The sequence below is a fragment of the Massilia frigida genome (assembly GCF_011682175.1).
Lineage (GTDB): Bacteria > Pseudomonadota > Gammaproteobacteria > Burkholderiales > Burkholderiaceae_D > Telluria_A > Telluria_A frigida.
This window is the reverse complement of record NZ_WHJG01000012.1, coordinates 103,934-129,847: the sequence shown is the minus strand read 5'-3', so window position 1 is coordinate 129,847 and position 25,914 is coordinate 103,934. Positions and strand designations below refer to the sequence as shown.

Below are 25,914 nucleotides of genomic sequence, written 5' to 3'. Positions count from 1 at the left end.
CCCTTTCTCATACTGGAGCAGTCGATGGCGAACGTCGTACAAGCCGGACCAAAAGAAATCACGATCAGGGGAGTCCTCCTCGGAATCGTCATCACCCTCGTCTTTACAGCCGCACAGGTCTACCTCGGCCTGAAAGTCGGCCTTACCTTTGCCACCTCGATCCCGGCCGCCGTCATCTCGATGGCGCTGCTGAGCGCCTTCAAGGACGCCACCATCCAGGAAAACAACATCGTCCAGACCATCGCTTCGGCGGCGGGTACCCTGGCATCGGTGATCTTCGTGCTGCCAGGGCTCTTGATGATCGGCTGGTGGGCGCACGTGCCGTTCTGGCCGACCTTCGGCGCCTGCGCCATCGGCGGCGTGTTGGGCGTCATGTATACAGTACCGCTGCGGCGCGCGCTGGTATCGCAGTCCGACCTGCCCTATCCCGAAGGCGTGGCCGCGGCCGAAGTGCTCAAGGTCGGCACCTCGTCGCGCAGCGGCGCGGCCGAGGGCAAACTCGGTCTGATGGCCGTCATCTGGGGCAGCGTGACGTCCGCGCTGTTCGCCGCTGCCGCCGGCGCCAAGCTGATGGCCGCTGAAGTAGCCGTCTATTTCAAGACCGGCACCGGCGCCACCGGCATCGGCGCCGCCAGTTCGCTCGCGCTGCTGGGCGCCGGCCACCTGATGGGCATCACCGTCGGCATCGCCATGCTGGTCGGCCTGATCATCGCCTGGGGCGTGCTGGTGCCTGTACTGACGTCGATTTACCCGATGCCGGACCTGTCGGCCGCCGACCATGCGCTCGGCGTCTGGAGCAAACAGGTGCGCATCATCGGCGCCGGCACCATCGGCGCGGCTGCCATCGTGACCCTGGCCGGTCTCGGCAAACCGGTGCTCGGTGGCCTCAAGTCGGCCCTGGAGACGGCCCGCAAGGCCAAGATGAGCGGCGCCGAGATTCCGCGTGCCGACCAGGACCTGCCGATTTTCATCGTCGGCCTGGTGACCCTGCTGGCCATGGTGCCCGCCGGCTGGCTGCTGGCCAGCTTCCTGCAGGGCGGCGTGCTGTCGAGCCTCGCGCTGCCGCTGGTGCTGGTCGGTGTCGGCTATATCCTGGTGGCCGGCGTGTTCGCCGCCGCCGTGTGCGGCTACATGGCGGGCCTGATCGGCTCGTCCAATTCGCCGGTGTCCGGCATCGCCATCCTCACCATCCTGGGTGCCTCGCTGAGCGTCGGTTTCGTCGGCAAGCACATGATGGGTCCGGAAGTGGCCCACGCCCTGGTCGCCTATGCGCTGTTCGTCACCACCGTGGTGCTGGCAGTGGCCGTCATCGGCAACGACAACCTGCAAGACCTGAAAACCGGCCAACTGGTGGGCGCCACCCCGTGGAAGCAGCAGGTAGGCCTGCTGATCGGCGTCGGCGCCGGGTCGGCCGTGGTGCCGCTGGTGCTGGAACTGCTCAACCGCGCCAATGGCTTTGCCGGCGCGCCGAATATCGGCGTGATCTCGGACAATCCCCTTGCGGCGCCGCAGGCCACCCTGATTTCGACTCTGGCCAAAGGCGTCATCAGCCACAACCTCGAATGGAACCTGGTCGGTTACGGCGCAGCGCTCGGCCTGCTGCTGGTGGTCGTCAATTTCATCATCAAGAAGGCCAGCGCCGACCGCTACAGCCTGCCGCCGCTCGGCGTGGGCCTGGCCATCTACCTGCCAAGCGCAGTGACCGCGCCGGTGGTGGTCGGCGCCGTCGCCGGCTGGCTGTTCGAACGCGCCGTGCACAATGCGACCTGGGGCGAAACGGCCAAGCGTATCGGCGTGCTGATCATGTCCGGATTTATCGTCGGCGAGAGCTTGTTCAACGTCGGCCTGGCCGGCCTGATCGTCGCCTCGGGAGTGGGCGAACCGCTGGCCATCCCCAACGGCATGGGCGAAGGTACCCAGATGCTGGTCGCGCTGGTGCTGGGCGGCGCGATCGTCAGCGGCCTGTATCGCTGGGCCGCACGCAACGCCGAAAAAGTGGCCGCCTGACCGGCCCGGCGCCGCTCCCTGCGGCGCCTTTTGTTCCCGGGACGCCGGCCGGCGTCCTGGCGAACAGTGGATGAGCTCGTTCGATGCTACACTTGTTGTCGTTCGAATACTATTCCACGCAGAACGCCTATGGCGCCTTCCCGACTCAGCCTCTTCATTGCCGCGCCCATCGTGCTGGTGTCCGTCATGGCATTGGGCCTGGGCGTGGCGCTGCAAGCGGACCGCCTTGACGACACGACGCGCGCCATCGAGGAATCGCGGCTGCGCTTCACGCTCGACGACTTGCGCGAGCGGTTCGAGGCGCGCATGGCGCTCGGCCTGCCGCTCAAGGCCCTGCCCGATGCCGCCGCCGCGCTCGAACGCGAACTGCGGCGCGATCCCGACATCGTCTTCATCAGCGTGATCGACAACGCCGCCGCCCCTGTGTTTGGCGCGGGCGCGGGCGGCACCGATCCGCCGGCGCTGCTGCGCCAGGCCGCCGCGCGCGACTGGCTGCTGCGCGAACCGGGTTTCGTCACCCTCGGCGCGCGCCTGTCGCAGCCCGATGGCGTCCCGGCCGGCACGCTGTTGCTGCGCCATGCCACGCAGCGCCAGGCCGGCGCCGTCGCCATGGTGACACGCGAACTGACCCTGGCCACCGTGTGCGCGGTGCTGCTCACCACCTTCTGTTCCGTGGTCGGCGTCGACCTGCTGGTACGGCGCATGGACGGCACGCTGGCGCGCATGAACGCGGCGCTCGGCCAGCCCCGGTCCGGCGACGGCGCCGCCCCGTTGGTGGACAACGTCAACCAGGCGGCCGCCAGCGCGCTGCACGACCTGGCGGCGGCGCGCGACACGCTGGCCCCGGGCGCCAGATGATGCAGGTGCAGCGGCGCGACCGTGAACTCTATGCGCGCCCCATGCGCCAGCTGTGCGCTTTCATACTGGCCGTGATGCTGCTCACGCAAGTGGCGCTGGCGGCCTACGCCTGGTCGCTGGCGGACCAGCGCTTCCTGCCCGCGCTCGAACGCAAGGCCCAGACCATCGGCGTGGCGCTGGCCGGACGGCTGACGCGCGCCATCGACCAGGGAACGCCGCTGGCGCAGGCTGCCACCGCCAGCGCCGCATGGCAGGCCATCCTGGCGCGCCATGGCGACATCGCCTATATCCTGCTCACCGACGCCAGCGGCAAGGTGCTGTACCGCGGTGGCGCGGGCGCCGAAGTGATCGCGCCGGAGGACTACCTCGACACCCGTGCCGACATCGTGCACCGCTATGTGCGGCACGGGCAGGTGCACGTGGGTGTGGAGCGCGGCTACGTGCGCACGCGCCTGCTGGCGCTGCGCTACGACCTGGCGATCCTGCTGCTGGCCAGTCTTTGCATCGCCTTCGAGGCGCTGTGGTTCATCATCACGCTCAATTTCTCGGCCCCGGTGCGCCAGGTGATCGCGGTCATGCGCCACATGGCGGCCGGCGACTTTCGTCACCGCACCAGCGCCGGCCCGCCCGAAGCCCTGGCGGCGCGCCTGAACGCGCTTGAAGCGCGCATCAACGACGGCTTTCGCGAGGTCGCGCAGCGCGCTGCCGTGCCAGGGCAGCAAGCGGTCGGCGCCATCGTGCTGCGGCGCCTGCGCGCGCGCTACCGCTTCGACGAAGACGACAGCGGCGTGGCGCTGCCCCGCCTGCGCATCGTCACGGTGCGCCTGCTCACCTTCTTGTGCGTGTTTGCCGCGATGGTGGCGCAGCCGGTGCTGGCGCAGCATGGCGCCGCGTCAGCCCTGCCGGTCAGCGCGTTCGTGCTGGCACTGGCATTGACGCTGGCCTGGGCCGGGCCGTGGTCGGACCGCGTCGGACGGCGGCGCAGCTACGTGAGCGGTGCGCTGGTCGCAGGGGCGGCGCTGGCCTGTACCGCATTCGCGCCCCATCTGGCGCTGCTGATGCTCGCGCGCGCCACGGCCGGCGCCGGCGTGGGGCTGATGCTCAGCGCCTGCCATGGCTATGCGCACGACAACGCCGACGGCGGCGGTGCGCGTGCGCTGGCCCAACTGGCCGGCGGCGCGGCGGTGGCGGCCTGCTGCGCACCTGCCGCCGGGGCCGTGCTGGCGGACCACGTCGGTCATGCCGGCGCCTATCTCGCTGGCACCGCGGCCGCGCTGGCCGGCGCAGTGCTGGCAGCGGCGGTGCTGGACGGGCGCGTAGGCCGCCCACGGCTATCCGGGCCGGCACCGCGAATGACACTGGCGTGCCTCGGCGTCGTGACGACCGCCTTCCTGTACGCGGCCCTTGTCATGTTCCTGATTCCGCGGTTAACAATGCAGCTGGACGGCGCCGGCCTGTTGCCCCTCCTCGGCGGGCTGGGCGCGGCGCTGCTGGCACGTCTGTTCGCACGCGCCAGCCGGCCGGGCCGGCGCTGGTGCATGCTTGCCGGGCTGGCCGGTGCGTGCGGACCGATTGCCGCCGCCCTTCTCGCGCCGTCCTGAATCTGCCTTCAGGGGGACAGATGCGACATTCTTGTCGCGGCTCTCGGTAAAAAGCTGTAGCCTATTGGATGTTGTAACACTTGGCAACACGCAACATCTGCATTGGATCCCTTTTAAAAAGGTGAAAAGAGTCAGTATGAAAACGCACACGACACGTGAAGCAGCGCTGGCGCCCCCGAACCGTCAGACGGCGGGGGCGAAACAAACTGCGCCATTGCGCCCCTCCCCGCTCGGCACGATGGCCAACACCAGCACCAGCGCAGCGGCACTGCAACGCTTTCAACAACTGGCGAACAACTCGCCCCGGATCATGCAGTTGCAGGAGCGGGCCGCGCTGATGGCGTCGACAACGTCCGCCACGGCCATGCGCGCAATGCAAATGCACATGAACGCGCCAGTCCAGCGCGAAGCTAAGCCTGACGGCAACGGCCTGCCCACGCCGTTGAAGTCGGGGATCGAGTCGCTCTCCGGCATGAGCATGGATCATGTGAAGGTACGCTACAACTCGGATAAACCGGGGCAGTTGCAAGCGCATGCGTATGCGCAGGGCAGCGAGATCCACCTGGCGCCGGGCCAGGAACGGCATCTGCCGCATGAGGCCTGGCACGTGGTGCAGCAGGCGCAGGGGCGGGTACGTCCTACCATGCAGATGAAGCCGGGCGTGGCGGTCAATGACGATGCCGGCCTGGAGCGCGAGGCGGACGTGATGGGAGCGCGGGCGATGCAGGCGGGAAGCGACCCGCTCCAGCGCGTGCGTGCGTCCCGCGACGCGCGGGAGCCGGGCCTGGCGAGTGCAAACGGTAGCGTTCTCCAGCCGGTGTGGGTGCGCGCCGAGAATGGTGAGGTATCCTGGATCGAGACCGACGACCTGTCGGGCTTCGATGTCACCGGCGAGATGCACGCCGAAGCGCAGGGGCATCCCCACGGCAGCGTCCACGTCAAGAAACACGCCGGCTTGCAAGCGACAGCCTTGCCTTCAATGACCGGGGAATTAGACGTCCCGGACGCTGCGCAGAAGCTCGCCAGCGTCATCGCCAGCGATGCGTCGCTGTGCTACCGATTCCTCCTGCTCCTCGATACCGCGACACTGTGGGCCTACGCGCGGACCTCGCGCGTATCGCTGGCGATGACGCAGCGCTTTGTCGCCACCTACTTTCCGCGCTATGAAGACCGTTTCATCTTCAACCTCGCGACCAGGGGATTGCTGCTCCACACGCGCCCTACCGAAAAATACGGTGGGAAAGTCGAAAAGCCGTTCTATCCCGAACATGCGACCTCGGGCTTCAAGTGGTACTCCGCCGCACTGCACGGAAACGGCGTGATGGTACTCGGCGACCTGAAGGACTATAAACTCATGCGCGATTATGACAGCCTGTTCCACTCCAAGGAGCAGGCCCAGTCGGTCGAGCAGAATGCCAAATATCTCATGGCATGGCCCTGGTCCTTGCTCGTCAACTCCGCCCTGGTCACCGGGGCGATTCACGGCGGAAGGCAGGTGGTCGGTGCTTCTCCGATCACTGCGGCATCGGTCTACAAAAAACCCGATAACAAGGACACGTTCGGCATGACCGTGTATGCCAGGGAGATGATGCAGTTGATCCTGAAGCACAAATACAGCATCAAGACACAGACCGACCCGCACGAAGCGAGGGGCCTCGACTACCCCGATCCGGCCGACGGCGGCGGATTCCTGCTCACGCCCACCCTCGATCCCCGAAGGCATCCCAGCGCAAAGGCGCCCTATGCGACCATTTTTGACGTGGGCCCAGCCGACGAACAGCAATTCGGAAACGCAGACCAGGCTGACGACCTGGTATCGGCATTGAACCCACCGGCATATCGTGCCATTAGCTTCGACGGCAAGAAGAAGCAAGCGGTCAGCGATGGAGCAAAAGAGGAGAAAAAAAAGTACGACACCTTGAGGATTGACATGAAGCGGACGCGGCAAAGATTCGACGATCTGGGCCGACCGGGCCCGCCGAAACTCGCGGCGATGTTTGCCGAAATCTATCCGGGCGGCCCGGCGGCGCTTGCGAGCATTCCGCGCTGGAAGCGAGTGGAGTACGATCATTACTTGCAGTACCTTGCCCAGGCTGGCGATCAGTATACGCTCGACGAAGCTGCGGCCTCGAACGATCCCGATGTATCCCGCTACTACGACCTGGTCACCCGGAAGTCGCTCACGAGCATGCAAGACCAGGAAGAAGGAAACTTCGATGAATGGGCTGACGACGACGAGTATTTTGCGGGGGGCGACCTGGCGGATTGGCGGCGTCTGACCGCGCAATTCGGACCGATCTGGTTCTAGCCCGCCCCGGCTTTCCGAACGCTTTGCCGTAATTGCAACAAACTACGTAGCGTGCATCGCCCCTCCCGGGCCCGGCCGGCCCAGGTTTTTTCCCCTGGCAAGCCGGACAAAGCCCACCCTGCGTGCTAGCATGGCAGATATGCGATCGCCGCCCACCATCGGCGCCGGTCCACCTTCAGGAGCCGCCTTGTATTTTTGGAAGCAACTTTCACCGTCCGCACCGCACCGCCTCGCCGCCGGTACGGCTTTTGGCATGACCGACACCGGCACCGTCCGTCCCTCCAACGAGGATAATTTCCTGATTGACGCCGCCCTCGGCCTGGTGGCCGTGGCCGACGGCATGGGCGGGCACGAATCGGGCGAAGTCGCCAGCGCCGACGCGCTCACCTCGCTGGCCCACTTCCTGCACGCCAGCACCGCCCCCGGCAGCAGCGGGGCGCCCCCCAACTTCCGTCCCAGCCCGTTCGACCCCGGCGCCACCGATCCGGATGGCGTGGCCAGCGAAGCGGCCCTGGCCGCCATGGTCACCCTGCACGATGCGGTCGAGTTCGCCAACCAGCGCATGTACCAGACCAATCTGGCCAACCGGCGCGGCGACGGCGGCGGCATGGGTACCACCCTCACCGGCGTGTGGCAGAGCGCGCCGGGCGGCCCGCTGCTGGTATTTCACGTCGGCGACAGCCGCCTGTACTGCTACCGGGCCGGCCGCCTGACCCAGCTCACGCGCGACCAGACCATGTACCAGGAAGCCATCGAAGCGGGCGCGACCGAACACTTGCCACCACGCAATCTCTTGTTGCAAGCGCTCGGCCCCTCGTGCGATACCCATCCGGACCTGCACATCCAGGCGGTGGAAGCGGGCGATGTGTATCTGCTGTGCAGCGACGGTTTGTACGGCGCGACCTCCGACGAGCGCATCGCCGCCGTGCTGGCCGGTGCCAGCGTGGAAGGGCTGGGCGACTGCTGCAAGCAATTGATTGCCACTGCCTTGCAGGATGGCAGCCGCGATAATGTCACGGCCGTCCTGCTCCGGTGCGACTAGGCAGCCCGGCGCCGCCAACTTGACGTTCACACAACGTTCGTGCACCAGACGCGACGCTGGACACGGCAACCCTAAGTTTCTACTGAGTAATCATGTAAAATCCAGGGGACAGCCTTTGTGCAGGTAAAAAGAGAAACGCAATGAAACGGTGGTTAGATCGATTGTTGGGCAGCGACAGCGAAGAAAGCAAGCCTGCGCCCGCCCCTGTCGCGCCCGCGCCCGCCCCCGCGCGTATGCGCGCACCCGATCCCGTGCATGCGCAGCAGGTCGACGCGCTGTTTTACCGCTGGCTGGCCGGCATCACGCCCAATAGCGGCCCGTCGAGCGACGAAAAAATCATTCTGGTCGACCTGGCCTACATGGGCCAGCTGCCGATGGACGAGATCACCCTCGCGCCCAGCATGCCGCCCCTGTTCCCGCATTTGCTGCGCAGCATGCGCGACAGCACCGTGTCCGGCGCCGACCTGGCGCGCCAGCTGTCGCAGGACAAGGAACTGGTCGCCGAGATCCTGCGCGAAGCGAACCGGCCCTGCCACCACCCGCACTACCACACCAACGACCCCGTCACCACGGTCGAACGGGCCACCATGCTGCTCGGGGTGAACGGCTTGCGCATGCTGGTCGGGCGCGCCGCGCTGCTGCCGAACATCATCAGCATGACGCCGGGGCCGTTTTCGCAGTTGTCCACCCCGCTGCTGTGGCGCCAATGCGAAAAATGTGCGCTGGCGGCCAGTGTGCTGGCGCCGGCGGTGCGCGCCAACCCGGTCGAAGCGTATTTCGCCGGGCTGCTGTACAACCTGGGCCTGATCGTCTGCTTTCGCCTGCTCGACCAGGTCAATAGCGAACCGGCGCTGCCGCAAACGGACGGGTTCATCATCGCCCTGCACGCGCAGGCGCGCGCCCTGTCGGTGCGGATCGCCGAGGCATGGGGCTTTCCTGATACAGTGGTCTGCGCCATCGAGCAGGCCGGCCAGACGGACGGCACGCCGCTGTCGCATGCGCTGGCCTTGGGCGACATGATCAGCCGCCTGCGCATGCTGGTCGACTCGGCCCACTTCGAGGCCGACGACCCGTTCGTGCTCGAAGGGCTGGACGCGGCCGGCCTGGCCTGTTTCGAAGAACTCCAGAATGAGGATGAGTGATGTCGTTTGAGATCGAGGGCAAGCTGGTGATCGGGGTGGCGTCCAGCGCCCTGTTCGACCTGACCGCCTCGCACCAGGTATACCTGGATAGCGGGCCGGATGAATACCGCAGGTACCAGGAGCGCAATCTCGACGTCATCCTCGGCAAGGGCGTGGCGTTTCCCTTCATCCGGCGCTTCCTGAACATCAACAAGGTATTCCCGCGCCACAATCCGGTCGAAGTCGTGCTCCTTTCACGCAATTCGCCCGAAACGGGGCTGCGTGTCATGCGTTCGATCGCCCACTACGGACTCGATATCTCGCGCGCCGCCTTCATCACCGGCAAGTCGCCTTACACCTATCTGCCGGCATTCAACGCGGCGCTGTTCCTGAGCGCGAACGAGGAAGACGTCAAGAGCGCCATCGCGGCCGATTATCCGGCCGGCCTGGTGCTGCCGTCGAAAATCGTCGACGACGATGACGACATCGAACTGCGCGTGGCCTTCGACTTCGACGGCGTGATCGCCGACGACGAATCGGAGAGCATCTTCAAGCGCAATAACGACGTTGAAGAATTCCACGCGCACGAAACCCTGCACATGGCCGTTCCGCACCAGCCGGGGCCCCTGGCGAAAATGTTCCGCAGGCTGTCGCTGATGCAGCGCCTGGAAGAGCGCGCGCAGCGGCGCGACCCGGCCTACAAGAAGGTGCTGCGCATCGCCATCATCACCGCGCGCAATGCGCCATCGCACGAGCGCGTGGTGACCACCCTCAAGAGCTGGGGCGTGTCGGCCAGCGAAACCTTCTTCCTGGGCGGGATGAACAAGACGCGCGTGCTGTCGATCTTCAAACCGCATATTTTCTTCGACGACCAGCTGACCCACCTGACATCCTCGCCCGGAGGGACCATCCCGATGGTGCATGTGCCGTTCGGGATCGCCAACCGGCGCCCGGCGTAGGCCAACCGCGGGACGCTGGCCGGGCGCAGTCACCTTCATCCATATCCAGCTATAATTACCCGTCCCGCTCACAGCCCGCCGCCCGCATGCCTTTCGATTTAAAGAAATCACTCCCGAAATCCGGTAACCGCTTCGCCCTTCCGACCCTGTACGGATCATCGGACGCGTATGCGCTGGCGGTGGCGGCGCTCGAACTCAAATCGGCCAGGCAGATGCTGACCGTGATCGTGGCCAACGCCAGCGACGGCCAGCGCCTGCTCGATGAAATCCCCTGGTTCGCCGACGGCAAGCTGGCCTGCCACCTGCTGCCCGACTGGGAAACGCTGCCCTACGACGCCTTTTCGCCGCACCAGGACCTGGTCTCGGAGCGCCTGGCCACCCTGCACGAAATCCAGAACGGCCAGTGCGACGTCCTGATCGTGCCGGCCACCACGGCGCTGGTGCGCCTGGCGCCGCCCTCGTTCCTGGCCGCTTACACCTTCTTCTTCAAGCAGGGCGAAAAGCTCGACGAAACGCGCCTGAAAGCGCAGCTCACGCTGGCCGGCTACACCCACAATTCGCAAGTGATGTCACCCGGCGAATACTCGGTGCGCGGGGGCCTGATCGACCTGTTCCCGATGGGTTCCGCCCTGCCCTACCGGCTCGACCTGTTCGGCGACGAAATCGAAACCATCCGCACCTTCGACGCCGACACCCAGCGCTCGATCTTCCCGGTCAAGGAAGTGCGCCTGCTGCCCGGGCGCGAATTCCCGATGGACGAAGCGGCCCGCACCACCTTCCGCAGCCGCTGGCGCGAACGCTTCGAGGGCGATCCATCGCGCTCGGTGGTGTACAAGGACGTCAGCAGCGGCATCGCCTCGGCCGGTATCGAATATTACCTGCCGCTGTTCTTCGAGCAGACCGCGACCCTGTTCGACTATTTGCCCGAAAAAGCCAGCCTGGCGCTGGTGGGCGACATCGACGGCGCCATCAAGCGCTTCTGGCTCGACACCGAATCGCGCTACCGCTTCCTCAAGGCCGACCGCGACCGCCCGATCCTGGCGCCCGATGAACTGTTCCTCAGCGACGAGAACTTCTTCACCCTGGCCAAATCGTACGGACGCTGGGTCCTCACGCAAGACGCCGACCTGCAGGCGTCCGAACTGTCGGCGCCGATTCCCAATATTGCGGTGAACCGCCGCATCGACGACCCGCTGACCAATCTGCGCGCCTACCTGCTGCAGAACCAGCTACACGACTCGCGCGTGATGATCTGCGCCGAATCGAACGGCCGCCGCGAAACGCTGCAGCAGTACTTCAACGAATACAACCTGGCGCTGGTGCCGGTCGAGGGCTTCGCCGGCTTCGTCCAGTCCGACGCCAGGCTGGCGCTGGGCGTGGCGCCCTTGCAGGCCGGCTTCGAGCTATCCGAAGCGGGCACCGGCAAGCTGATTTTCATCACCGAGACCGAGCTGTATGCGGGCTCGGGCCGGCGCGCCGGCAAGAAGAAGCAGGAAGGCGTGACCCAGGTCGAGTCGATGGTGCGCGACCTGTCGGAACTGAAGATCGGCGACCCGGTCGTGCACATCAACCACGGCATCGGGCGCTACATGGGCCTGACCAGCATGGACCTGGGCGAAGGCGAAACCGAATTCCTGCACCTCGAATACGCCAAGGACACCAAGCTGTATGTGCCGGTCTCGCAGCTGCATGTGATCTCGCGCTACTCGGGTGCCTCGCCCGAAGACGCGCCGCTGCATTCGCTCGGCTCGGGCCAGTGGGAAAAAGCCAAGCGCAAGGCGGCCGAACAGGTGCGCGACACCGCCGCCGAACTGCTTAACCTGTACGCGCGGCGCGCGCTGCGCCAGGGCCACGCCTTCGACTACTCGGCGCACGACTACCAGAACTTCGCCGACAGCTTCGGCTTCGAGGAAACGCCCGACCAGGCCGAGGCGATCAACAACGTCATCAAGGACATGACGGCCGGCAAACCGATGGACCGCCTGGTGTGCGGCGACGTCGGCTTCGGCAAGACCGAGGTGGCGCTGCGCGCCGCCTTCATCGCCGTCATGGGCGGCAAGCAGGTCGCGATCCTGGCGCCGACCACCCTGCTGGCCGAGCAGCATGCGCAAACCTTCGCCGACCGCTTCGCCGACTGGCCGGTGCGCATTGCCGAGCTGTCGCGCTTCAGGACCGGCAAGGAGATCAACAACGCGATCAAGGGCATGGCCGACGGCACCCTCGACATCGTGATCGGCACCCACAAGCTGCTCTCGCCGGACGTGAAGTTCACCCGTCTGGGCCTGGTCATCATCGACGAAGAACACCGCTTCGGGGTGCGCCAGAAAGAAGCGCTCAAGGCCCTGCGCGCCGAAGTCGACGTGCTCACGCTCACCGCCACCCCGATTCCGCGCACGCTCGGCATGGCGCTGGAAGGCTTGCGCGACTTTTCGATCATCGCCACCGCGCCGCAAAAGCGCCTGGCGATCAAGACGTTCGTGCGCAGCGAAGATGGCTCGATCATCCGCGAAGCGTGTCTGCGCGAACTCAAACGCGGTGGCCAGATCTACTTCCTGCACAACGAGGTCGAGACCATCCAGAACCGCTTCGCCATGCTCACCGAACTGCTGCCGGAAGCGCGCATCGGCGTGGCGCACGGCCAGATGCACGAGCGCGACCTGGAAAAGGTGATGCGCGACTTCGTGGCGCAGCGCTATAACATCTTGCTGTGCACGACCATCATCGAAACCGGCATCGACGTGCCGACCGCGAACACCATCATCATGCACCGTGCCGACAAATTCGGCCTGGCGCAGCTGCACCAGCTGCGCGGGCGGGTGGGCCGTTCGCACCACCAGGCCTACGCCTACCTGCTGGTCACCGACGTGAGCAGCCTGACCAAACAGGCGCAGCGCCGGCTCGACGCCATCCAGCAGATGGAAGAACTGGGCAGCGGCTTTTTCCTCGCGATGCACGACCTGGAAATCCGCGGCGCCGGCGAAGTGCTGGGCGAGAACCAGTCCGGCGACATGCTCGAAATCGGCTTCCAGCTGTATTCCGACATGCTCAACGAGGCGGTGCGTTCGCTCAAGGCCGGCAAGGAGCCCGACCTGGCCGCGCCGCTGGCCACCACCACTGAAATCAACCTGCACGTGCCGGCGCTGCTGCCGGCCGACTTCTGCGGCGACGTGCACGAACGCCTGTCGATCTACAAGCGCCTGGCCAACTGCGGCGCGCAAGAAAAGATCGACGACATGCAGGAAGAGCTGATCGACCGCTTCGGCAAGCTGCCCGACCCGGTCAAGGCCCTGATCGAAACGCACCGGCTGCGCATCGCCGCCAAGGCGGTCGGCATCATCAAGATCGATGCCCACGGCGAGGCGGCCAGCCTGCAATTCATGGTCAATCCGCCGATCGACTCGATGCGCATCATCACGCTGATCCAGAAGAACCGGCACATCAAGCTGGCCGGCCAGGACAAGCTGAAAATCACGGCCAGCATGCCCGATCTCGCGGCGCGGGTCACGCAGGTCAAGCAAACGATCAAACAACTGTTAGCGTAAAACGAACATGACGACCATGAACCTGGTGCTGCAAGGCCCTGACACGAGCATCGACACCCTGCGCCGCATCGCCACCCTCGCCAATCCGGCGCGCGTGACGGAGCTGGGCGCGCGCGCCATCCGCTGCGAACAAGTCCATTACTCCGAGGCCCTCAGGCAGACCATCGAGGCGGCCGCCGGCCCGGCCCGCGTCGACGCCACCTTCATCGCGCCCGGACGCACGCTGGCCGACTTCAAGCTGGTCGCGATGGATATGGACTCGACCCTGATCACCATCGAATGCATCGATGAAATCGCCGACATGCAGGGACTCAAACCCCAGGTGGCGGCCATCACCGAGGCGGCCATGCGCGGTGAGCTGGAGTTTTCCGAAAGCCTGACGCGGCGCGTGGCGCTGCTGGCGGGCCTGGACGCGGCGGCTTTGACCCGCGTGTACCAAGAACGCCTCGCCATTTCCATGGGCGGCGAAGCGATGCTGGCGCAGGTGCGCGCGGCCGGCCTGCGCACCCTCCTGGTGTCGGGCGGCTTCACCTTCTTCACGGAACGCCTGAAAACGCGCCTGGGCCTCGATTACACGCATGCCAACGTGCTCGACATCGTGGACGGCAAGCTGACCGGGCGCGTACTGGGCGGGATCGTCGACGCCGAGGAGAAAAAGCGCACGGTCGAACGCGTGTGCGCCGACATGGGCATCGACACTTCGCAAGCGATCGTCATGGGCGACGGCGCCAATGACCTGCGCATGATGAGCATTGCCGGCCTGTCGGTGGCATTCCGCGCCAAGCCCGTGGTGCGCGAGCAAGCCGACGTGGCGCTGACCTACACGGGCCTCGACGGCCTGCTCGCCATCCTCGCGTAAAACGCTACAGGCTGCGCCCCATGCGGGTCAGCCGGATCACCACGCCAGCGGGCAGCGGCAGCGCAATCGGCTCGATCGCCGCGAAGCCGTGCGCCCGGTACAGCGGCTCGCCCGGCATGGTCGACACCAGTTCCAGCGAACCGAAACCGGCCTGCGCCGCCGCCTCCATGCAATGCCGCAGCAGCAGGCTGCCAAGGCCGCGCCGCGCCATCGCCGGCTCCACGAAAAATGCGCGGATGCGCGCCGGCTCGGTGGCCGGGTCGAGCAGGCGGTCGTTGCCATGCTTGGCGCCATCGCCGCCGAAATCGGTGGCGCGCCGGCTCCAGCCGCCGCAGGCGACCACGGTGGCGCCCTCCTCGACCGCGAAATACGTCCCATCTTCCACCAGCGCGCTGTCGACGCCGAACACCTCGCGCGTGACGGCAGCGGCTTCCTGCGGCGTATAGAAACCATCGGCCAAGCCAATTCCGGAGCGCGCGATGAGTGCTTCGAGCTGCGCTTTTTCGGACATGCGCGCCGGGCGGATAGTGAACATGGCGAATCGATTCCTGATAACAGAGCTTGGCCAAGGGACGGCGGGCGAATTGAGGCTCAAGTATAGCGACAGGCGCATGGTCGCCTGAAGCTGAGCAACAAATTCCCTTCGTTTTTGATGCGTACCTAGTACATTTTCAAGTCAGCCGATCTGATCTACGTCAACATTTAGCGACGTTATCAGCACGTCCTTGCTGTTAATCTGGCGTTCTGCCCGGCCCGGGCATCGATTATTTCCAGGAGGTAACGTGCGCAATCTTTCCCGTTTCTTCGTCCTGCCGGCCTGCCTGATGGCCGTTTCGCTGTACGGGTATGCGCAAGCGCCTGGCGGCATGGCATTGGAAGTCGGGGCAGGTCCTGGCCAGATCGGCCTGGAGATGCATCCCAACCAGGACTGCCAGGGACCGGCCGCCATGGTCGCCGCCGGTGACGATGCGACGGCGCTGCTCGACAAGGTCAACGGGAAGATCGTCGTGCTGGCAGCCGCAGGAAGGCACGACATCGCGCTACCGGCCGACCTCCTCGAACCGGTCGATGTCATTGCCACTTCACGCGGCTTCCTGGTTGTCGGAGCGCTTGGGGAGGTCGCGATGGTGAGCGCGAAGGGCGACGTGCTGGCGCGCACCCGCACCGGCCACGATCCCGAGGCGGGCGTGCCGCGCCTGATCGCGCTGGCGGACGGCTTCGCCCTCGACGACCTCAATGGCAAGCGGGTCAATGTGCCGCTTTCGGCACGGCAGACAGGGACGCCGGTGCTTGCGAACCTGGCCGCCGCCGCGTCGTATGCCGCGACGGCCCCGCGTACCGATCCGGCGACCATCGTCATCGCATCGGCTCAAGTGGCCGGCCCGCTTTCAACACTGACGCTCAAGTCGCGCATGCGCGTCGTCGACGCCCGGGTCCTGTGGGTCAACGAAGGCGAAGGTGCGCTGGTGGCGCTGCACGAGAGCCGGCGCCTGCCTCACGAGGCTGCCTACGTGCGCCTGCTCAAGGTCGATGCCGCCGGCGCCGCGCACGCCGAAGCCTATGTCCGCCCTGCTGCCTTCGCCTGCGATACCCGCCGTCCATACGCGCGCCGCGCCGACGGAACGGTCGTCAGCCTGGTTTTCCAGGACAACACCATCGCGCTCGATACCATCCAGTTTTCGCCGCTGGGCAAAGCCGAGCCGCTGGCACTCGGACCCCATCTTGCCGCTGCGACGCTCATCGCGGAACACGACGACACCTTGCGCGCACTCGAACGCCTCAATGGCGTTTCCGGCGCCACAAATATCGCCATGACATCCATCAGCGCCAGCCAGATCCTGCAACGCGCCCGCGCGCCGCTGGAACTGGTGTGGCGCCTGAAGGCGAGCGCATTCGAGCACGCCGCCGCAGCCAACCGGTGCGCTCCACCGTCAAACATATGGCGTCGCCCGCTCCGCCTCGACGGCTTGCTCGGCAAGGATGTCAGCGGCGTGCCTTACCGCTGGGGCGGCTACATGAGTGCGCTGGCCAATTTCTCCAAGCACCTCGACGCGGGACGGCTCGCCGGGGACGACTGCACCTGCCGCAACGTCAACTGCGTTTATGCCAACAGTACGGGGATGGATTGCTCGGGTTTTGTTTCCTACGCATGGCAAACCGGGCGCTACTTCACCACCGGCAGCCTTCCCGACCGGGCCGTGAGCAGGCCGGTGCTCTGGCACGAACTGTCTCCGGCGGACATCGTCAACAAACCGCGCAGCCATGTGCGCCTGGTCGAGTCGGTTCACAACGGGCCAGCGGGACCGGTGGTGGTCGTCATCGAATCGGCGGCGAACAAATCGTGCGGGGGCGTGTGCCGCAGGTCGTACACGCAGGGCGAGCTGCAGCAGGCCGGATACAAGCCACTGCGGCGTATAACCCTGAGCAAGGAAGGGGAGCGCAAATGAGCATGCGGATTCGCTTTTGCTGGACCGTGTCCGCTTTCCTGTCGCCCGGCGCGGCGGCCCAGGACATGCAGTGCCTGTTCACTGCCAACCAGGGCGCGACCGTGCATATCAAGTACGAGTACAGCACGCCCGACGGCACCGGCGTTGACTATGGCACCGGATTCATTGTCTCGCCGGCTGGTCATGTGCTGACCAACGCCCATGTCGTCAGCCCGCAACTGAAAGACCTGACGATCAATTCAGCGATGGTGACCGTGCGCCCCGGCTCCCTGCTCAACCCGCCCGTCGAAGCGAGCATTGTCTCGCGCGATCACGAATCCGACCTGGCGCTGCTGAAGCTGCCGGCGGCGCCGGCGAATGCGCCGTGGCCGGCCGTGACGATCGCCGCGCCGGGCGATATTGCCGTGGGCGCCGCATTGAGCGGACTCGGCTTTGCCGGTTCGGCGGATCTGGCGCTGGTACCCGGCGGACAGAAAACGGCGCAAAACACCATCGTGGAAGGTCAGATCAAGCCGTGGTGGCAAACCAATCTGGCATTTAGTCCGGGCAATAGCGGCAGCCCGGTGTTCGGGCAATATGGCACGGTGGTCGGGATGGCGGTGGCATTGAACGACCGTGGGCAATTGATCACCTACGTGATTCCGATCGCCCGCGCGCAGCATCTGTTGAGCGCCGCCGGGGTGGGATCGAAGAAATCCGCCGCCTGCGCCGCCTACCCCGTCTGCCAGCATCCCAGCCACGGGATCGAACGCTATGCCATCGATGAACACAAAAGCAATTGGGGCGAGTGGCGCGGAGGCGGTTTCAATCGCACGGCCGCCTGTAATGACTATCTGGAACGGCTTAAAAAGGACTATCCCGGCGCTGTGCTGACCTTCATCCGCAACGACGAAAAGAGCAGGGATAAAGGTTTCCGGCAATTCGAATACCGTTACTACTGCGAGTTCCGCAGGCAGGAAAATCCCGTGTACGTGTCCAAGCAGAGTTCAGCATGCATCGAACCGGAGAAATGATCGCCGTGGCCAGGCGCTAAAGAAAAAAAACGCGCACTCTGGGTGCGCGTAAAAGGAGACGAAGGGTGCAGCGGCAGGCGCGGTGGAACGCCGTCCGCCTATCGTCTGGCTGTAATCCTCGTTCGATCGAGGTTATGCGGGATCTTCGCCTGCTCCACTGGCACGGCGTTGATTGTCAGGATGCCCCAGATGAAATCGTTGGCGACGATGTCGGCCGGCAGTTTTACCGTGCCCATGGGGTGCGAAGTGAGTTGCTTGATGTACGCTCTGCCGTCGCGGCCGAAGCCGGCGCTGGCGTGGCAGGAAATGCACGAGGAACGCTTGATCGGAATCCCGGCCGCGACCCGCTCGGTGAACGAATTGCCGTGCATGAGCGGCGCGCCGTCACGCGCGACAAACGCGATTTCGGACGCCTTGAGGCAGTAGTTGTTCCACGCCGGCGCCACGCGCTTGACCTCGAACAGTTTTTTCAGGGCCGCCGTCTTGGCGCAGTCGGCGTATTGGCCATTCTGCGCGCCGGCCAGCGGGGCGATCCTGCGCCGCGCCGCGCCGTAGCTGTCGTTGCAGCCCATGGTGTCGCAGCGGCCCGGATTGAGGCGGTGCTCGAAGCTGGCCCAGACCCAGTTCGGCGCATCCTTGGAACTGATGTGCATGGCCACCAGCGCGAAGCTGGTGCCCTGCGCCAGCGTGGTGTGGAACTGGGCCCGCACCTGCGCGGCGTTGATGCGCACGCCGTTGCGTCCCAGCCAGGCGACCAGGGTCTCGACCGGCACCCAGTCGGCCTTGACCTGGACCGCGTCTTCCGGCAGCGCCACGCGCCAGCCGCCCTGCGCCTTCTGGTAGGCGGCGGCCAGCCCGGCCTGGGTATTGAGCTGGTTTTGCACGATGTAGCGGTAGGTGGCGAGGTTGCGCCTGACTTCTTCGGCAAAGCACGGCGCCTGGCCCGGCTGCGGCGCCTGGAGCGGGAAATTGCCCGACACGGCATCGGCCACCGCGCCGCAGTCGCCGCTGGGAGCGTCTGCGCTGCCATGCGGCGCCAGCACGCGCTGCAGCACGCTGCTGCGCAGGCGGCGCGGGGCGTCCTCGCCCGGCCAGGCCGGGGTCTCGGTGTAGATGTTCTCGTCGCTGGCCCAGGTTTCGAATTCGACCCGGCCGCGCCCGGCCGGCGCCACGATGCCGGCGAAGTGCTGCCATGCCAGGCGGTCGGAGTGGACGCCGCTGGCCAGCACGCCGCCGCTGGCGCCAACCGCGCTGGCGCGTGCCGGCAAGTCCACCGCCATCGCCAGCAGCGCCAGGCCGATCAGGATCCAGTCACGCAGCTTCAAGCATGACTCCATACGCGGTAATGCCGCTCGGCGGGGCTGATTTTTGCACCTTGCGGGCGGCGAACCACCCGGTCAGGCGGCCGTCCTGGCTGCTGATGATGGGGCACGAGGCGCTCAGCATGGTGCCGCGCCCATTCTCGCCCACCAGCGCGCCGCCGCCGGCCACCACGGCATTGCCGTGCGGGGCCGCCACCAGCGCGCTCGGGTAGCCGGTCAGGAGGCTGGTGTTCGAGACGATATGGGCATCGAGCGCCACGTCCGGCCCGGTGCGGATGCCGATCACAAAAGCGGTCACGCGGGCCTGGTCGGCCGCGTCGTGGTCGCGCCCGGCCGCGCTCCAGCCGCAAATCTTGCCGTCGGGCCCGATCAGCGGGTAGCTGGCGGTGAGCATATTGCCGTTCACCGGGGTGGCGTAGTTATCCTGGGCACCGCCGCCGGTGCCGATCCAGCCGGCGCCGAGCTTGACGCTCACGCCGGGCTCGGACACCAGCGCACTGGTGGCGGAAAACACTTGCTGCTCGACCTTGACCGGCACGCCGTCGCGGGTGATGCGGATGCCGACCGCGTACACCGCCAGCGGCACCGGGTCGGCCAGGCCGAAATCGCGGCCGGCGGCAGTCCAGCCGTTGAAGACGCCTGCGTGGTTGCGGGTCGGGTAGCAGGCGGTCAGCGTGTTCGACGTGCCGCGGCCCATGTCGTAGGCGCCGCCGCCGGTCAGCGTAAAGCCGGGCGGCAGCCATACCTGGGCCGTCGGCCCGGTTGCCCGGGTTGCCACGCCAACAAATGCATAACTCTCGATCACGATACCCATGTTTCCAACTCTCTCCGGCGGATTATCCACTTGCAGCCCGACAAGGCCACGTTTAAGTACATAGCAACTCCCGTGCCACACTGATAAGTGCCTAAATGGCATGCCAATTCCTTGATTTACAAGGAAAAACATGTCAACGGGCATGTAAATAAGAATCTATTTACATGTCTGATAGCAAGATGACACGGAAGCGCCCGGAGGGGATGCGACAGGAAACGTGTAAAACACGTGTAAAGCAGAGGTTCTTTACATGTCAACAATTGACAGCTTTCCTCTATAATTGGCAATTACTAAACGCTGTGCCATGGAGCCGAACGGTGAATGATGTTGACAACACGCTGACGACGCAGCTTTTCTCGCAGAAAAATGGCATCACCAGTGCCTTGCTGGGCCTGACGATCCTGTGGCACCCGGAAACCGAGCGCATCGGCGAGCAGTTCATCGGCCCGGCCGAGGAAGGTTACATCGAGGTGTGCCGCTACGCGCCACTGTTCTTCCGTCCCGGCCAGGATGGCATCGCGCTGGGCCACCGCGCCATCGCGCGCGCGCCGCTGATGGTCTACCGCACCGCCAGCGATGGCGTCGAACTGGCCGCGCCGGACAGCCGCATGGCGCTCGAAGTCAATGGCACGCTGCTGAGCGGCACGCGCAGCTTTTCCCGCGACGAGGTGGCCGCCGGCGTGGTGCTCGGCCTGGGCGGCCATGTGCTGCTGTGCCTGCACTGGATGACGAGTTTTCCCCGCCCTAACCTGTTTCCCGGCCTGCTGGGCGTGAGCAGCGGCGCCATCGCCACGCGCGAGCTGATCCGCCAGGTGGCGGGCACCGACCTGGCCGTGCTGTTGCTGGGCGAAACCGGCACCGGCAAGGATGTGGCGGCGCGCGCGATCCACCAGGCCAGCAAGCGCAGCGCCAATCCGCTGGTGGCGGTCAACATGGCGACCCTGAGCGAGTCGCTGGCCGCGGCCGACCTGTTCGGCGCGGCCAAGGGCGCCTACACTGGCGCGCAGGCGCCGCGCCAGGGCTTGTTCGCCGAAGCCGATGGCGGCACCCTGTTCCTCGACGAGCTGGGCGACACCCCGGCGTCGGTGCAGCCGATGCTGCTGCGGGTGCTGGAAACGGGTTGCTACCGGCCGCTGGGCGCGAGCCAGGATGCGCGCACCACGGCGCGCCTGATCGCCGCCACCGACCAGGACCTGGACGCGCGCGGGTTCAACCAGCCTTTGCTGCGCCGCATGGAAGCGTTCGTGATCCGGGTGCCGACCTTGCGCGAGCGGCGCGAAGATATCGGGGTGCTGCTGGTGCACATGTTAAAAGGCTGCGGCTTGAAAGCCGAGGAACTGGCCGCCTTCCCGCCCGCGCTGGTGAGCGAGATGTGCAATTACGATTGGCCGGGCAATATCCGCCAGTTGTCCAACGTGGCAAGGCGCATGGTAATGGCCCTGCAGGCGGGCGAGCGGCCGCTGCTGGCGCAGTATGTGCACGCGCCGGCGGCGCTGCGCTCGGCCAGCGCCAGCCTCGCGGCCCCGTACGAACAGGCGCGCAGCGCCAGCCTGAAAACGCCGCAAGAGAGCGCCCCGCGCCGCAAGCTGGCCGAGATCAGCAACGACGACCTGCTCGGCGCGCTCGAAGAACATGGCTGGCAGATCAGCGGCGCGGCCCAGCAGCTGGGCTTGTCGCGGCCCTCGCTGTACAAGCTGATCGAAGCGCATCCGGCAATCCGCCCGGCGGCCCTGATCCCGCGCGATGAACTCGACGCCGCCCTGCGCGCCGATGGCGGCGACCTGGCGCGCTGCGCCTCGCGCCTGAAGACGCCGAGCGAGGCGCTGCGCCGCCATTTGCGGGTGCTCGGCCTGGACGCCGGCACCAGCTAGCTTAGCCGGATCAGGCCGGCAAGCTGCCGATGACTTCGCCTTCGGGCATGCAGGCGATGCCGTCGCCGCCTTCGGCCATGTCGGGCGGGGTGACGCCGGCGCCGACCACGCCTTCAGGATCGAAGGCGAACACGCGCGTTTCCTGCTTGCCGGAGCAGCGCGTGATTTCGACGGTCAGCACGAACGAGACTTCCCAGCGGCCGGTGTCTTTGCCGACGGTGAGGAAGTTGTCCCATTTGCGCGAGATCGTGTGGTATTTGCGCCCCTCTTCCTCGCTCGCATGGGCATGGCCCGGGCCGAATTGGTCCGGAGCAATCGCCACGCAGGCGCCGGCCACGCCGTCGAACGGCGAGGCACTGGCATACACGGCCAGCTGGCCGGGTGCGATGCAGACGATTTGCGGGCGCGTGATCAGGGAGCAATCGAGCACCTTGAACGACTCGATCTGCTCGTAGCCACCCGCGCGCACCTTGATGCGCACCAGTTCGCCCATGGTGAAGTAGATGGCGCCGGCGTAGCGCCCGGTGACGGGATTGCCGTCCCCATCCTTGCGGCTGAACTTCCATTCCAGCGTTTCGCCGATCTGGTTAATGTCGAAATTGGCTTCCAGGAGCATCGATGTCGGTTTCTTCATTTATCACTTTCTGTGGTGGAATCAAAGTACCGCGGGTCGCGCCGCAGCGCGATCAGGTCGGGCTCGGCGTTGATGAGATGGACGGGATAACCGCGCTGGCGCGCCGCCGCCAGCTCCGCCAGGGCAAGGTCGCGCTCGCCGAGCAGCTCATACGCCATGAGCGCGCGAAAACGCAGGTTGGGGTCGTCCGGCCGCATGTCCACGGCGCGCCGGGTGTGTTCGAGCGCCGCCGCGCGCTCGCCCAGGCGTGCTCCGTACAGCCCCATGCGCGACTGCAAGGTGGCTTCGCCGGGGGCCTCCAGCAGCAGCGGCTTGAGCATCCCGAGCGCTTGCCGGTACGCCTTGCGCGAATCCTCCTCGCGCCCCGGAATCCAGCGCAGGGTATCGCCCAGGTTGGCCCAGCGCAGGTAATCGGAATTGGTCGTGAACGGGGGCCCGACGGCGCGCTGGAAGGCCTCGGCCGCGCCGACGTAATCGCCACGGTTGAACAAGGCATTGCCCAGGTTGGTGTAGAGACCGCCCGTCGGGCGCACCTGCAAGCCTTGCTGCAACACTTGCAGGCTTTCATCCATGCGGTTCTGGCGCTGCAAGGCCAGGCTCAGGTTGGCGTAGGAACTGACCGTGTCCGGTTGCAGCTTGATGCTGTGCCGGAATGCTTGCTCGGCGTCCTTGAGCAAGCCCTGCTCGAAAAACAGGGTGCCCAGCAAATCTTGCAGCACGTGGTCGGTCGGATGGATCTTGATCGCATCGCGCAAGGTGCGCTCGGCCTCGCCATAGCGGCGCAAGCGCGTCAGGGAGTTGCTCTTGGTAATCAGGCCGAACCAGTTGAGCGGATCCAGGCGCAAGGCATGCTCGGCCAGCGCCAGCGCTTCCGGCAGCCTGCGCTGGCCGGAGCGCACGGTCGACTGGGCCGCGTAGCCGAGCGCCAGCTGGGGATTGAGCTTGATGGCCAGCTGGGCGCTGGCATCGGCGCGCTTGAGCCAGGCCTCGTCCCGGTGTTCGCTGGTTTGCTTGAAGCTGTAGGCGAACGACAAGCCGGCGGCGGCGGCGGCATGCTCCGGATCGTGCGCGAGAATGGCGGAAAAGCTGCGCACCGCCAGGTCCAGGCTCTCGGGCCGCTCGAAGGTCCGCAGCGCCGTCAGGCCGGTCTGCATCGCCGTCGCTTCGGAAAAGAAGGGATCGTTACGCTGGTACCAGTCGCTCAGGTTGCCGCCGCGCAGCACGCCGCCCAGCCCGGCCGCGAGCGCGAGCCCGGCCACGAGCATGGCGATGCGCACTTTGTTCCGGCCCAGCCAGCCCGCAGCGCGCGCGGGCGCGGCTGGCGCGGCCGCTGGCGGCGCTGGATGGCGCAGGCGCAACGCCGCCTCCTGGACCGCTTGCATCGAGGCGAGCCGGTCCTCGACCTGGCGCGCCGTCATGGCGCGCACCAGCGCGATCACGCCGGGGCTGGTATCGGCCGGGAACGGCCACAGACCCGAGGATGACTGGATATGGGCAGCGGCCAGCGCCAGCCCGCTCAGGTGCGAAAACGGGCGGGTGCCGGTGAGCAGTTCGTACATCACCACGCCGAGCGCATACACATCGCTTTGCGCGCTGAGCGTGGAGCCCATCATCAATTCCGGCGCCAGGTAGGCGATGGTGCCCTCGGTCTGGTCGAACACCACCGATTCGGTCGCTTGCGGATCGATCTTGCGCGCCAGGCCGAAGTCCATGATGCGCACCTTGCCGGACGCCTCCAGCATCAGGTTGGCCGGCTTGATGTCGCCGTGGATCAAGCGGGCTGCGTGGGCTTCGCGCATGGCGTCGGCCACCTGGGCTACAATATCGAGCACGGCGTGCTCGGGCATCGGACCGCTCTTGCCCGCTTCGCGCAGGGTGCGGCCATCGACGAATTCCATCACGATCGATTGCTGGGCGCAATCGCCCTCGATCGAAAAGATGCGCACGAAGCCCGGATGGCGCAGCGACGCAGCCAGACGCGCTTCGTCGAGCAGGTTGTCCGGCCGTGACGACAGCAATTGCGGTTTGAGTCGCTTGATGGCAATGGTACGCTGGAGCTTGGAATCCCAGGCCTCGTATACCTGCCCGAAGCCACCCTCACCCAACAGACGCTTCAGCCGATAATGACCCAGTTCTTGCTCATCCACCTGCAAATCGCGCTCCACGTCACTTGGTTATGCAAACATTTCCATAGTGTACATGTAGGAAGGTGTCAATGACAAAAAAGTTTCATCTCTTGCCAACGTTGTAACAAGCTGTAAGTAGCAGCGCCGGCACCCACCGTTTGCCTATAGTGATAGCATCAGAATGAGGAGTTTCCCGCCATGAAAAACCTGTTATTTATCGCGCTGATGGCCGCACTGGGCGGCTGCGCCACCTATCCATCTTCACAGGGCCGTGTCCCGCCATCCGATCCCTACCAGTGGCGCGTGGTGTCGGTGACGCCAGTCGCGCCCGGCACGGGCGAGCGCGTGGCCGCGGCCTCGCCCACCGGGTCGCGCGTCGAGTATTCGTCGCGCCCGGTGCAGGTCGTCGAGCGCGTGTATGTGCCGCAACCGGTGTACGTGCCGGCGCCCGTGTACGTCGAGGAGCCCGCCTATTATTATCCGCCGATCTCGCTCAGCCTGGGATTCGGCTTCGGCCGTTCCTGGGGCCACGGCGGCTACGGGCGCGCGCATGTCGGGCGCGGCTGGCGCCACCGCTGAGCGGGCGCCGTCACGCGCTACAGGTAGCCCGTTTCGGCGGGCGGCTGGTCCCACTCGTCGTTGCGGCCATCCACGTAGCGCAGCGGCACCCACGACAGTTCTTCGTCGCTGACGCCATCGAGGCAGGCGATATTGACCCCGTAAAACTTGCCCAGCCGGGGCGACTGGCCGATGCCGAACGGGCGCACTCCGCAGTGGCGGCAAAACAGGTGGTGCTCGATGCGGCGCTGGAACTGGTAATCGCTCAGCTCCGACGCACCGCACAGCAGGCGGAACGATTCCGGCTTCACGATGGCCGCCCACCAGCGGATCTTTTTGCACATCGAACAGTTGCAGCGCACTGTTTCCTGGCTCAAGTCGATATCGGCCTCGAAGCGCACCGCGCCGCAATGGCAACTTCCAAGATACGTTTTCATCGTCGGTTCAGCGCCTCGCAGTGGGGTCTGGTTGGATCGTAGTTTCAGTCAAGCATTTGACGTGAGTGTACCAGCAAGCCTGCCCGCCTGGCATGGACATTCGCCATCCCAACAGGTATGCTGGGCCGCATGAACATTCACCAGCAAATCGCCCTGACCCTGAGCACCGCCGCCACCGCCCGCGCGGCCAACTGGCGCGCCTGGGCCGCCCTGGCCGCCATGATCGTGACCATCGGCGGCATGCTGGCCATGATGTGGTTCCTGTCTTCCCAGCCCACGCTCGACCTGCGCGCCTGGCTGTGCGGCGGCGCCAGCGCGGCCAGCCTGGTCGTGTGGCGCGCGCTGCTGGCGCTGGCCGTGGAGCACGGGCGGCGCGCGCGCTGAAGCGATTGCCG

20 protein-coding genes are annotated in these 25,914 nt (G+C 66.0%); 14 read left to right on the top strand and 6 right to left on the bottom strand.

What is annotated here, in order from left to right; translation table 11 throughout:
• Positions 1–24 precede the first annotated feature (24 nt).
• The 9 genes from F2P44_RS14180 to serB all read left to right on the top strand — a co-directional run bounded on the left by F2P44_RS14180 (position 25) and on the right by serB (position 14,297).
• Positions 25–2,007, top strand: a complete 1,983-nt coding sequence (locus F2P44_RS14180) for an OPT family oligopeptide transporter (protein WP_167087417.1) — start codon at positions 25–27, stop codon at positions 2,005–2,007.
• Positions 2,008–2,136: 129 nt separating this feature from the next.
• Entirely contained in the window at positions 2,137–2,865 is a 729-nt protein-coding gene (locus F2P44_RS14175) for a hypothetical protein (protein WP_167087415.1), read from the top strand.
• A complete protein-coding gene (locus F2P44_RS14170; RefSeq protein WP_167087413.1) occupies positions 2,862–4,466 on the top strand; it encodes an MFS transporter in 1,605 nt (534 codons plus the stop codon). The genes F2P44_RS14175 and F2P44_RS14170 overlap by 4 nt, the downstream gene beginning before the upstream one ends.
• Before the next feature lie 136 nt (positions 4,467–4,602).
• A complete protein-coding gene (locus F2P44_RS35510; protein ID WP_229423546.1) occupies positions 4,603–6,774 on the top strand; it encodes an eCIS core domain-containing protein in 2,172 nt (723 codons plus the stop codon).
• A gap of 253 nt (positions 6,775–7,027) precedes the next feature.
• Positions 7,028–7,816, top strand: coding sequence for a PP2C family protein-serine/threonine phosphatase (locus F2P44_RS14160; protein WP_223165034.1), 789 nt, complete (start codon positions 7,028–7,030; stop codon positions 7,814–7,816).
• 140 nt (positions 7,817–7,956) lie between these two features.
• Positions 7,957–8,958 (top strand): HDOD domain-containing protein, encoded by a 1,002-nt coding sequence (locus F2P44_RS14155; RefSeq protein ID WP_167087411.1) that lies wholly within the window; start codon positions 7,957–7,959, stop codon positions 8,956–8,958.
• Positions 8,958–9,896 (top strand): 5'-nucleotidase, encoded by a 939-nt coding sequence (locus F2P44_RS14150; RefSeq protein ID WP_167087409.1) that lies wholly within the window; start codon positions 8,958–8,960, stop codon positions 9,894–9,896. Before F2P44_RS14155 ends, F2P44_RS14150 begins: the two co-directional genes overlap by 1 nt.
• Positions 9,897–9,982: 86 nt before the next feature.
• Positions 9,983–13,438, top strand: coding sequence for a transcription-repair coupling factor (gene mfd, locus F2P44_RS14145; RefSeq protein ID WP_167087407.1), 3,456 nt, complete (start codon positions 9,983–9,985; stop codon positions 13,436–13,438).
• A gap of 16 nt (positions 13,439–13,454) precedes the next feature.
• Complete coding sequence (gene serB / locus F2P44_RS14140) at positions 13,455–14,297, top strand: phosphoserine phosphatase SerB (RefSeq protein ID WP_167087475.1); 843 nt, start codon at positions 13,455–13,457, stop codon at positions 14,295–14,297.
• A gap of 4 nt (positions 14,298–14,301) precedes the next feature.
• On the opposite strand, the gene F2P44_RS14135 is transcribed toward serB, so the two are convergent.
• Positions 14,302–14,832, bottom strand: a complete 531-nt coding sequence (locus tag F2P44_RS14135) for a GNAT family N-acetyltransferase (RefSeq protein WP_167087405.1) — start codon at positions 14,830–14,832, stop codon at positions 14,302–14,304.
• Between the two features lie 247 nt (positions 14,833–15,079).
• Here F2P44_RS14135 and F2P44_RS14130 point away from each other — a divergent pair, with 247 nt between their 5' ends.
• Entirely contained in the window at positions 15,080–16,744 is a 1,665-nt protein-coding gene (locus F2P44_RS14130; protein WP_167087403.1) for an NlpC/P60 family protein, read from the top strand.
• Positions 16,741–17,757: a trypsin-like peptidase domain-containing protein gene (locus F2P44_RS14125; protein ID WP_167087402.1), complete on the top strand. Its 1,017-nt coding sequence runs from the start codon at positions 16,741–16,743 to the stop codon at positions 17,755–17,757. Before F2P44_RS14130 ends, F2P44_RS14125 begins: the two co-directional genes overlap by 4 nt.
• A gap of 98 nt (positions 17,758–17,855) precedes the next feature.
• Here the strand turns inward: F2P44_RS14125 and F2P44_RS14120 are convergent, their stop codons facing one another.
• Together F2P44_RS14120 and F2P44_RS14115 are read right to left on the bottom strand one after the other, a co-directional pair.
• Positions 17,856–19,082 (bottom strand): hypothetical protein, encoded by a 1,227-nt coding sequence (locus F2P44_RS14120; protein ID WP_167087244.1) that lies wholly within the window; start codon positions 19,080–19,082, stop codon positions 17,856–17,858.
• Positions 19,069–19,893 (bottom strand): hypothetical protein, encoded by an 825-nt coding sequence (locus F2P44_RS14115; protein WP_167087400.1) that lies wholly within the window; start codon positions 19,891–19,893, stop codon positions 19,069–19,071. Before F2P44_RS14115 ends, F2P44_RS14120 begins: the two co-directional genes overlap by 14 nt.
• Before the next feature lie 317 nt (positions 19,894–20,210).
• Between F2P44_RS14115 and F2P44_RS14110 the strand changes: the two genes are divergently transcribed.
• Positions 20,211–21,764 (top strand): sigma 54-interacting transcriptional regulator, encoded by a 1,554-nt coding sequence (locus F2P44_RS14110; RefSeq protein WP_167087398.1) that lies wholly within the window; start codon positions 20,211–20,213, stop codon positions 21,762–21,764.
• Positions 21,765–21,774: 10 nt separating this feature from the next.
• Here the strand turns inward: F2P44_RS14110 and F2P44_RS14105 are convergent, their stop codons facing one another.
• Positions 21,775–22,398 carry a hypothetical protein gene (locus tag F2P44_RS14105; protein ID WP_167087396.1) on the bottom strand — a complete coding sequence of 208 codons (624 nt, stop codon included), beginning with the start codon at positions 22,396–22,398 and terminating at the stop codon, positions 21,775–21,777.
• Positions 22,395–24,545 carry a serine/threonine-protein kinase gene (locus tag F2P44_RS14100; RefSeq protein ID WP_370662686.1) on the bottom strand — a complete coding sequence of 717 codons (2,151 nt, stop codon included), beginning with the start codon at positions 24,543–24,545 and terminating at the stop codon, positions 22,395–22,397. The genes F2P44_RS14105 and F2P44_RS14100 overlap by 4 nt, the downstream gene beginning before the upstream one ends.
• A 177-nt stretch (positions 24,546–24,722) precedes the next feature.
• Between F2P44_RS14100 and F2P44_RS14095 the strand changes: the two genes are divergently transcribed.
• The gene (locus F2P44_RS14095) at positions 24,723–25,103 is read left to right on the top strand and encodes a hypothetical protein (RefSeq protein ID WP_167087392.1); all 381 of its coding nucleotides are present in this window, start codon (positions 24,723–24,725) and stop codon (positions 25,101–25,103) included.
• A gap of 17 nt (positions 25,104–25,120) precedes the next feature.
• Here F2P44_RS14095 and F2P44_RS14090 read toward each other — a convergent pair whose 3' ends face one another.
• On the bottom strand, positions 25,121–25,519 hold the full coding sequence (locus tag F2P44_RS14090; protein ID WP_167087390.1) for a GFA family protein: 399 nt from the start codon (positions 25,517–25,519) through the stop codon (positions 25,121–25,123).
• A 129-nt stretch (positions 25,520–25,648) separates the two neighbouring features.
• Here F2P44_RS14090 and F2P44_RS14085 point away from each other — a divergent pair, with 129 nt between their 5' ends.
• A complete protein-coding gene (locus F2P44_RS14085; protein WP_167087388.1) occupies positions 25,649–25,903 on the top strand; it encodes a hypothetical protein in 255 nt (84 codons plus the stop codon).
• The last annotated feature ends 11 nt before the right edge of the window (positions 25,904–25,914 follow it).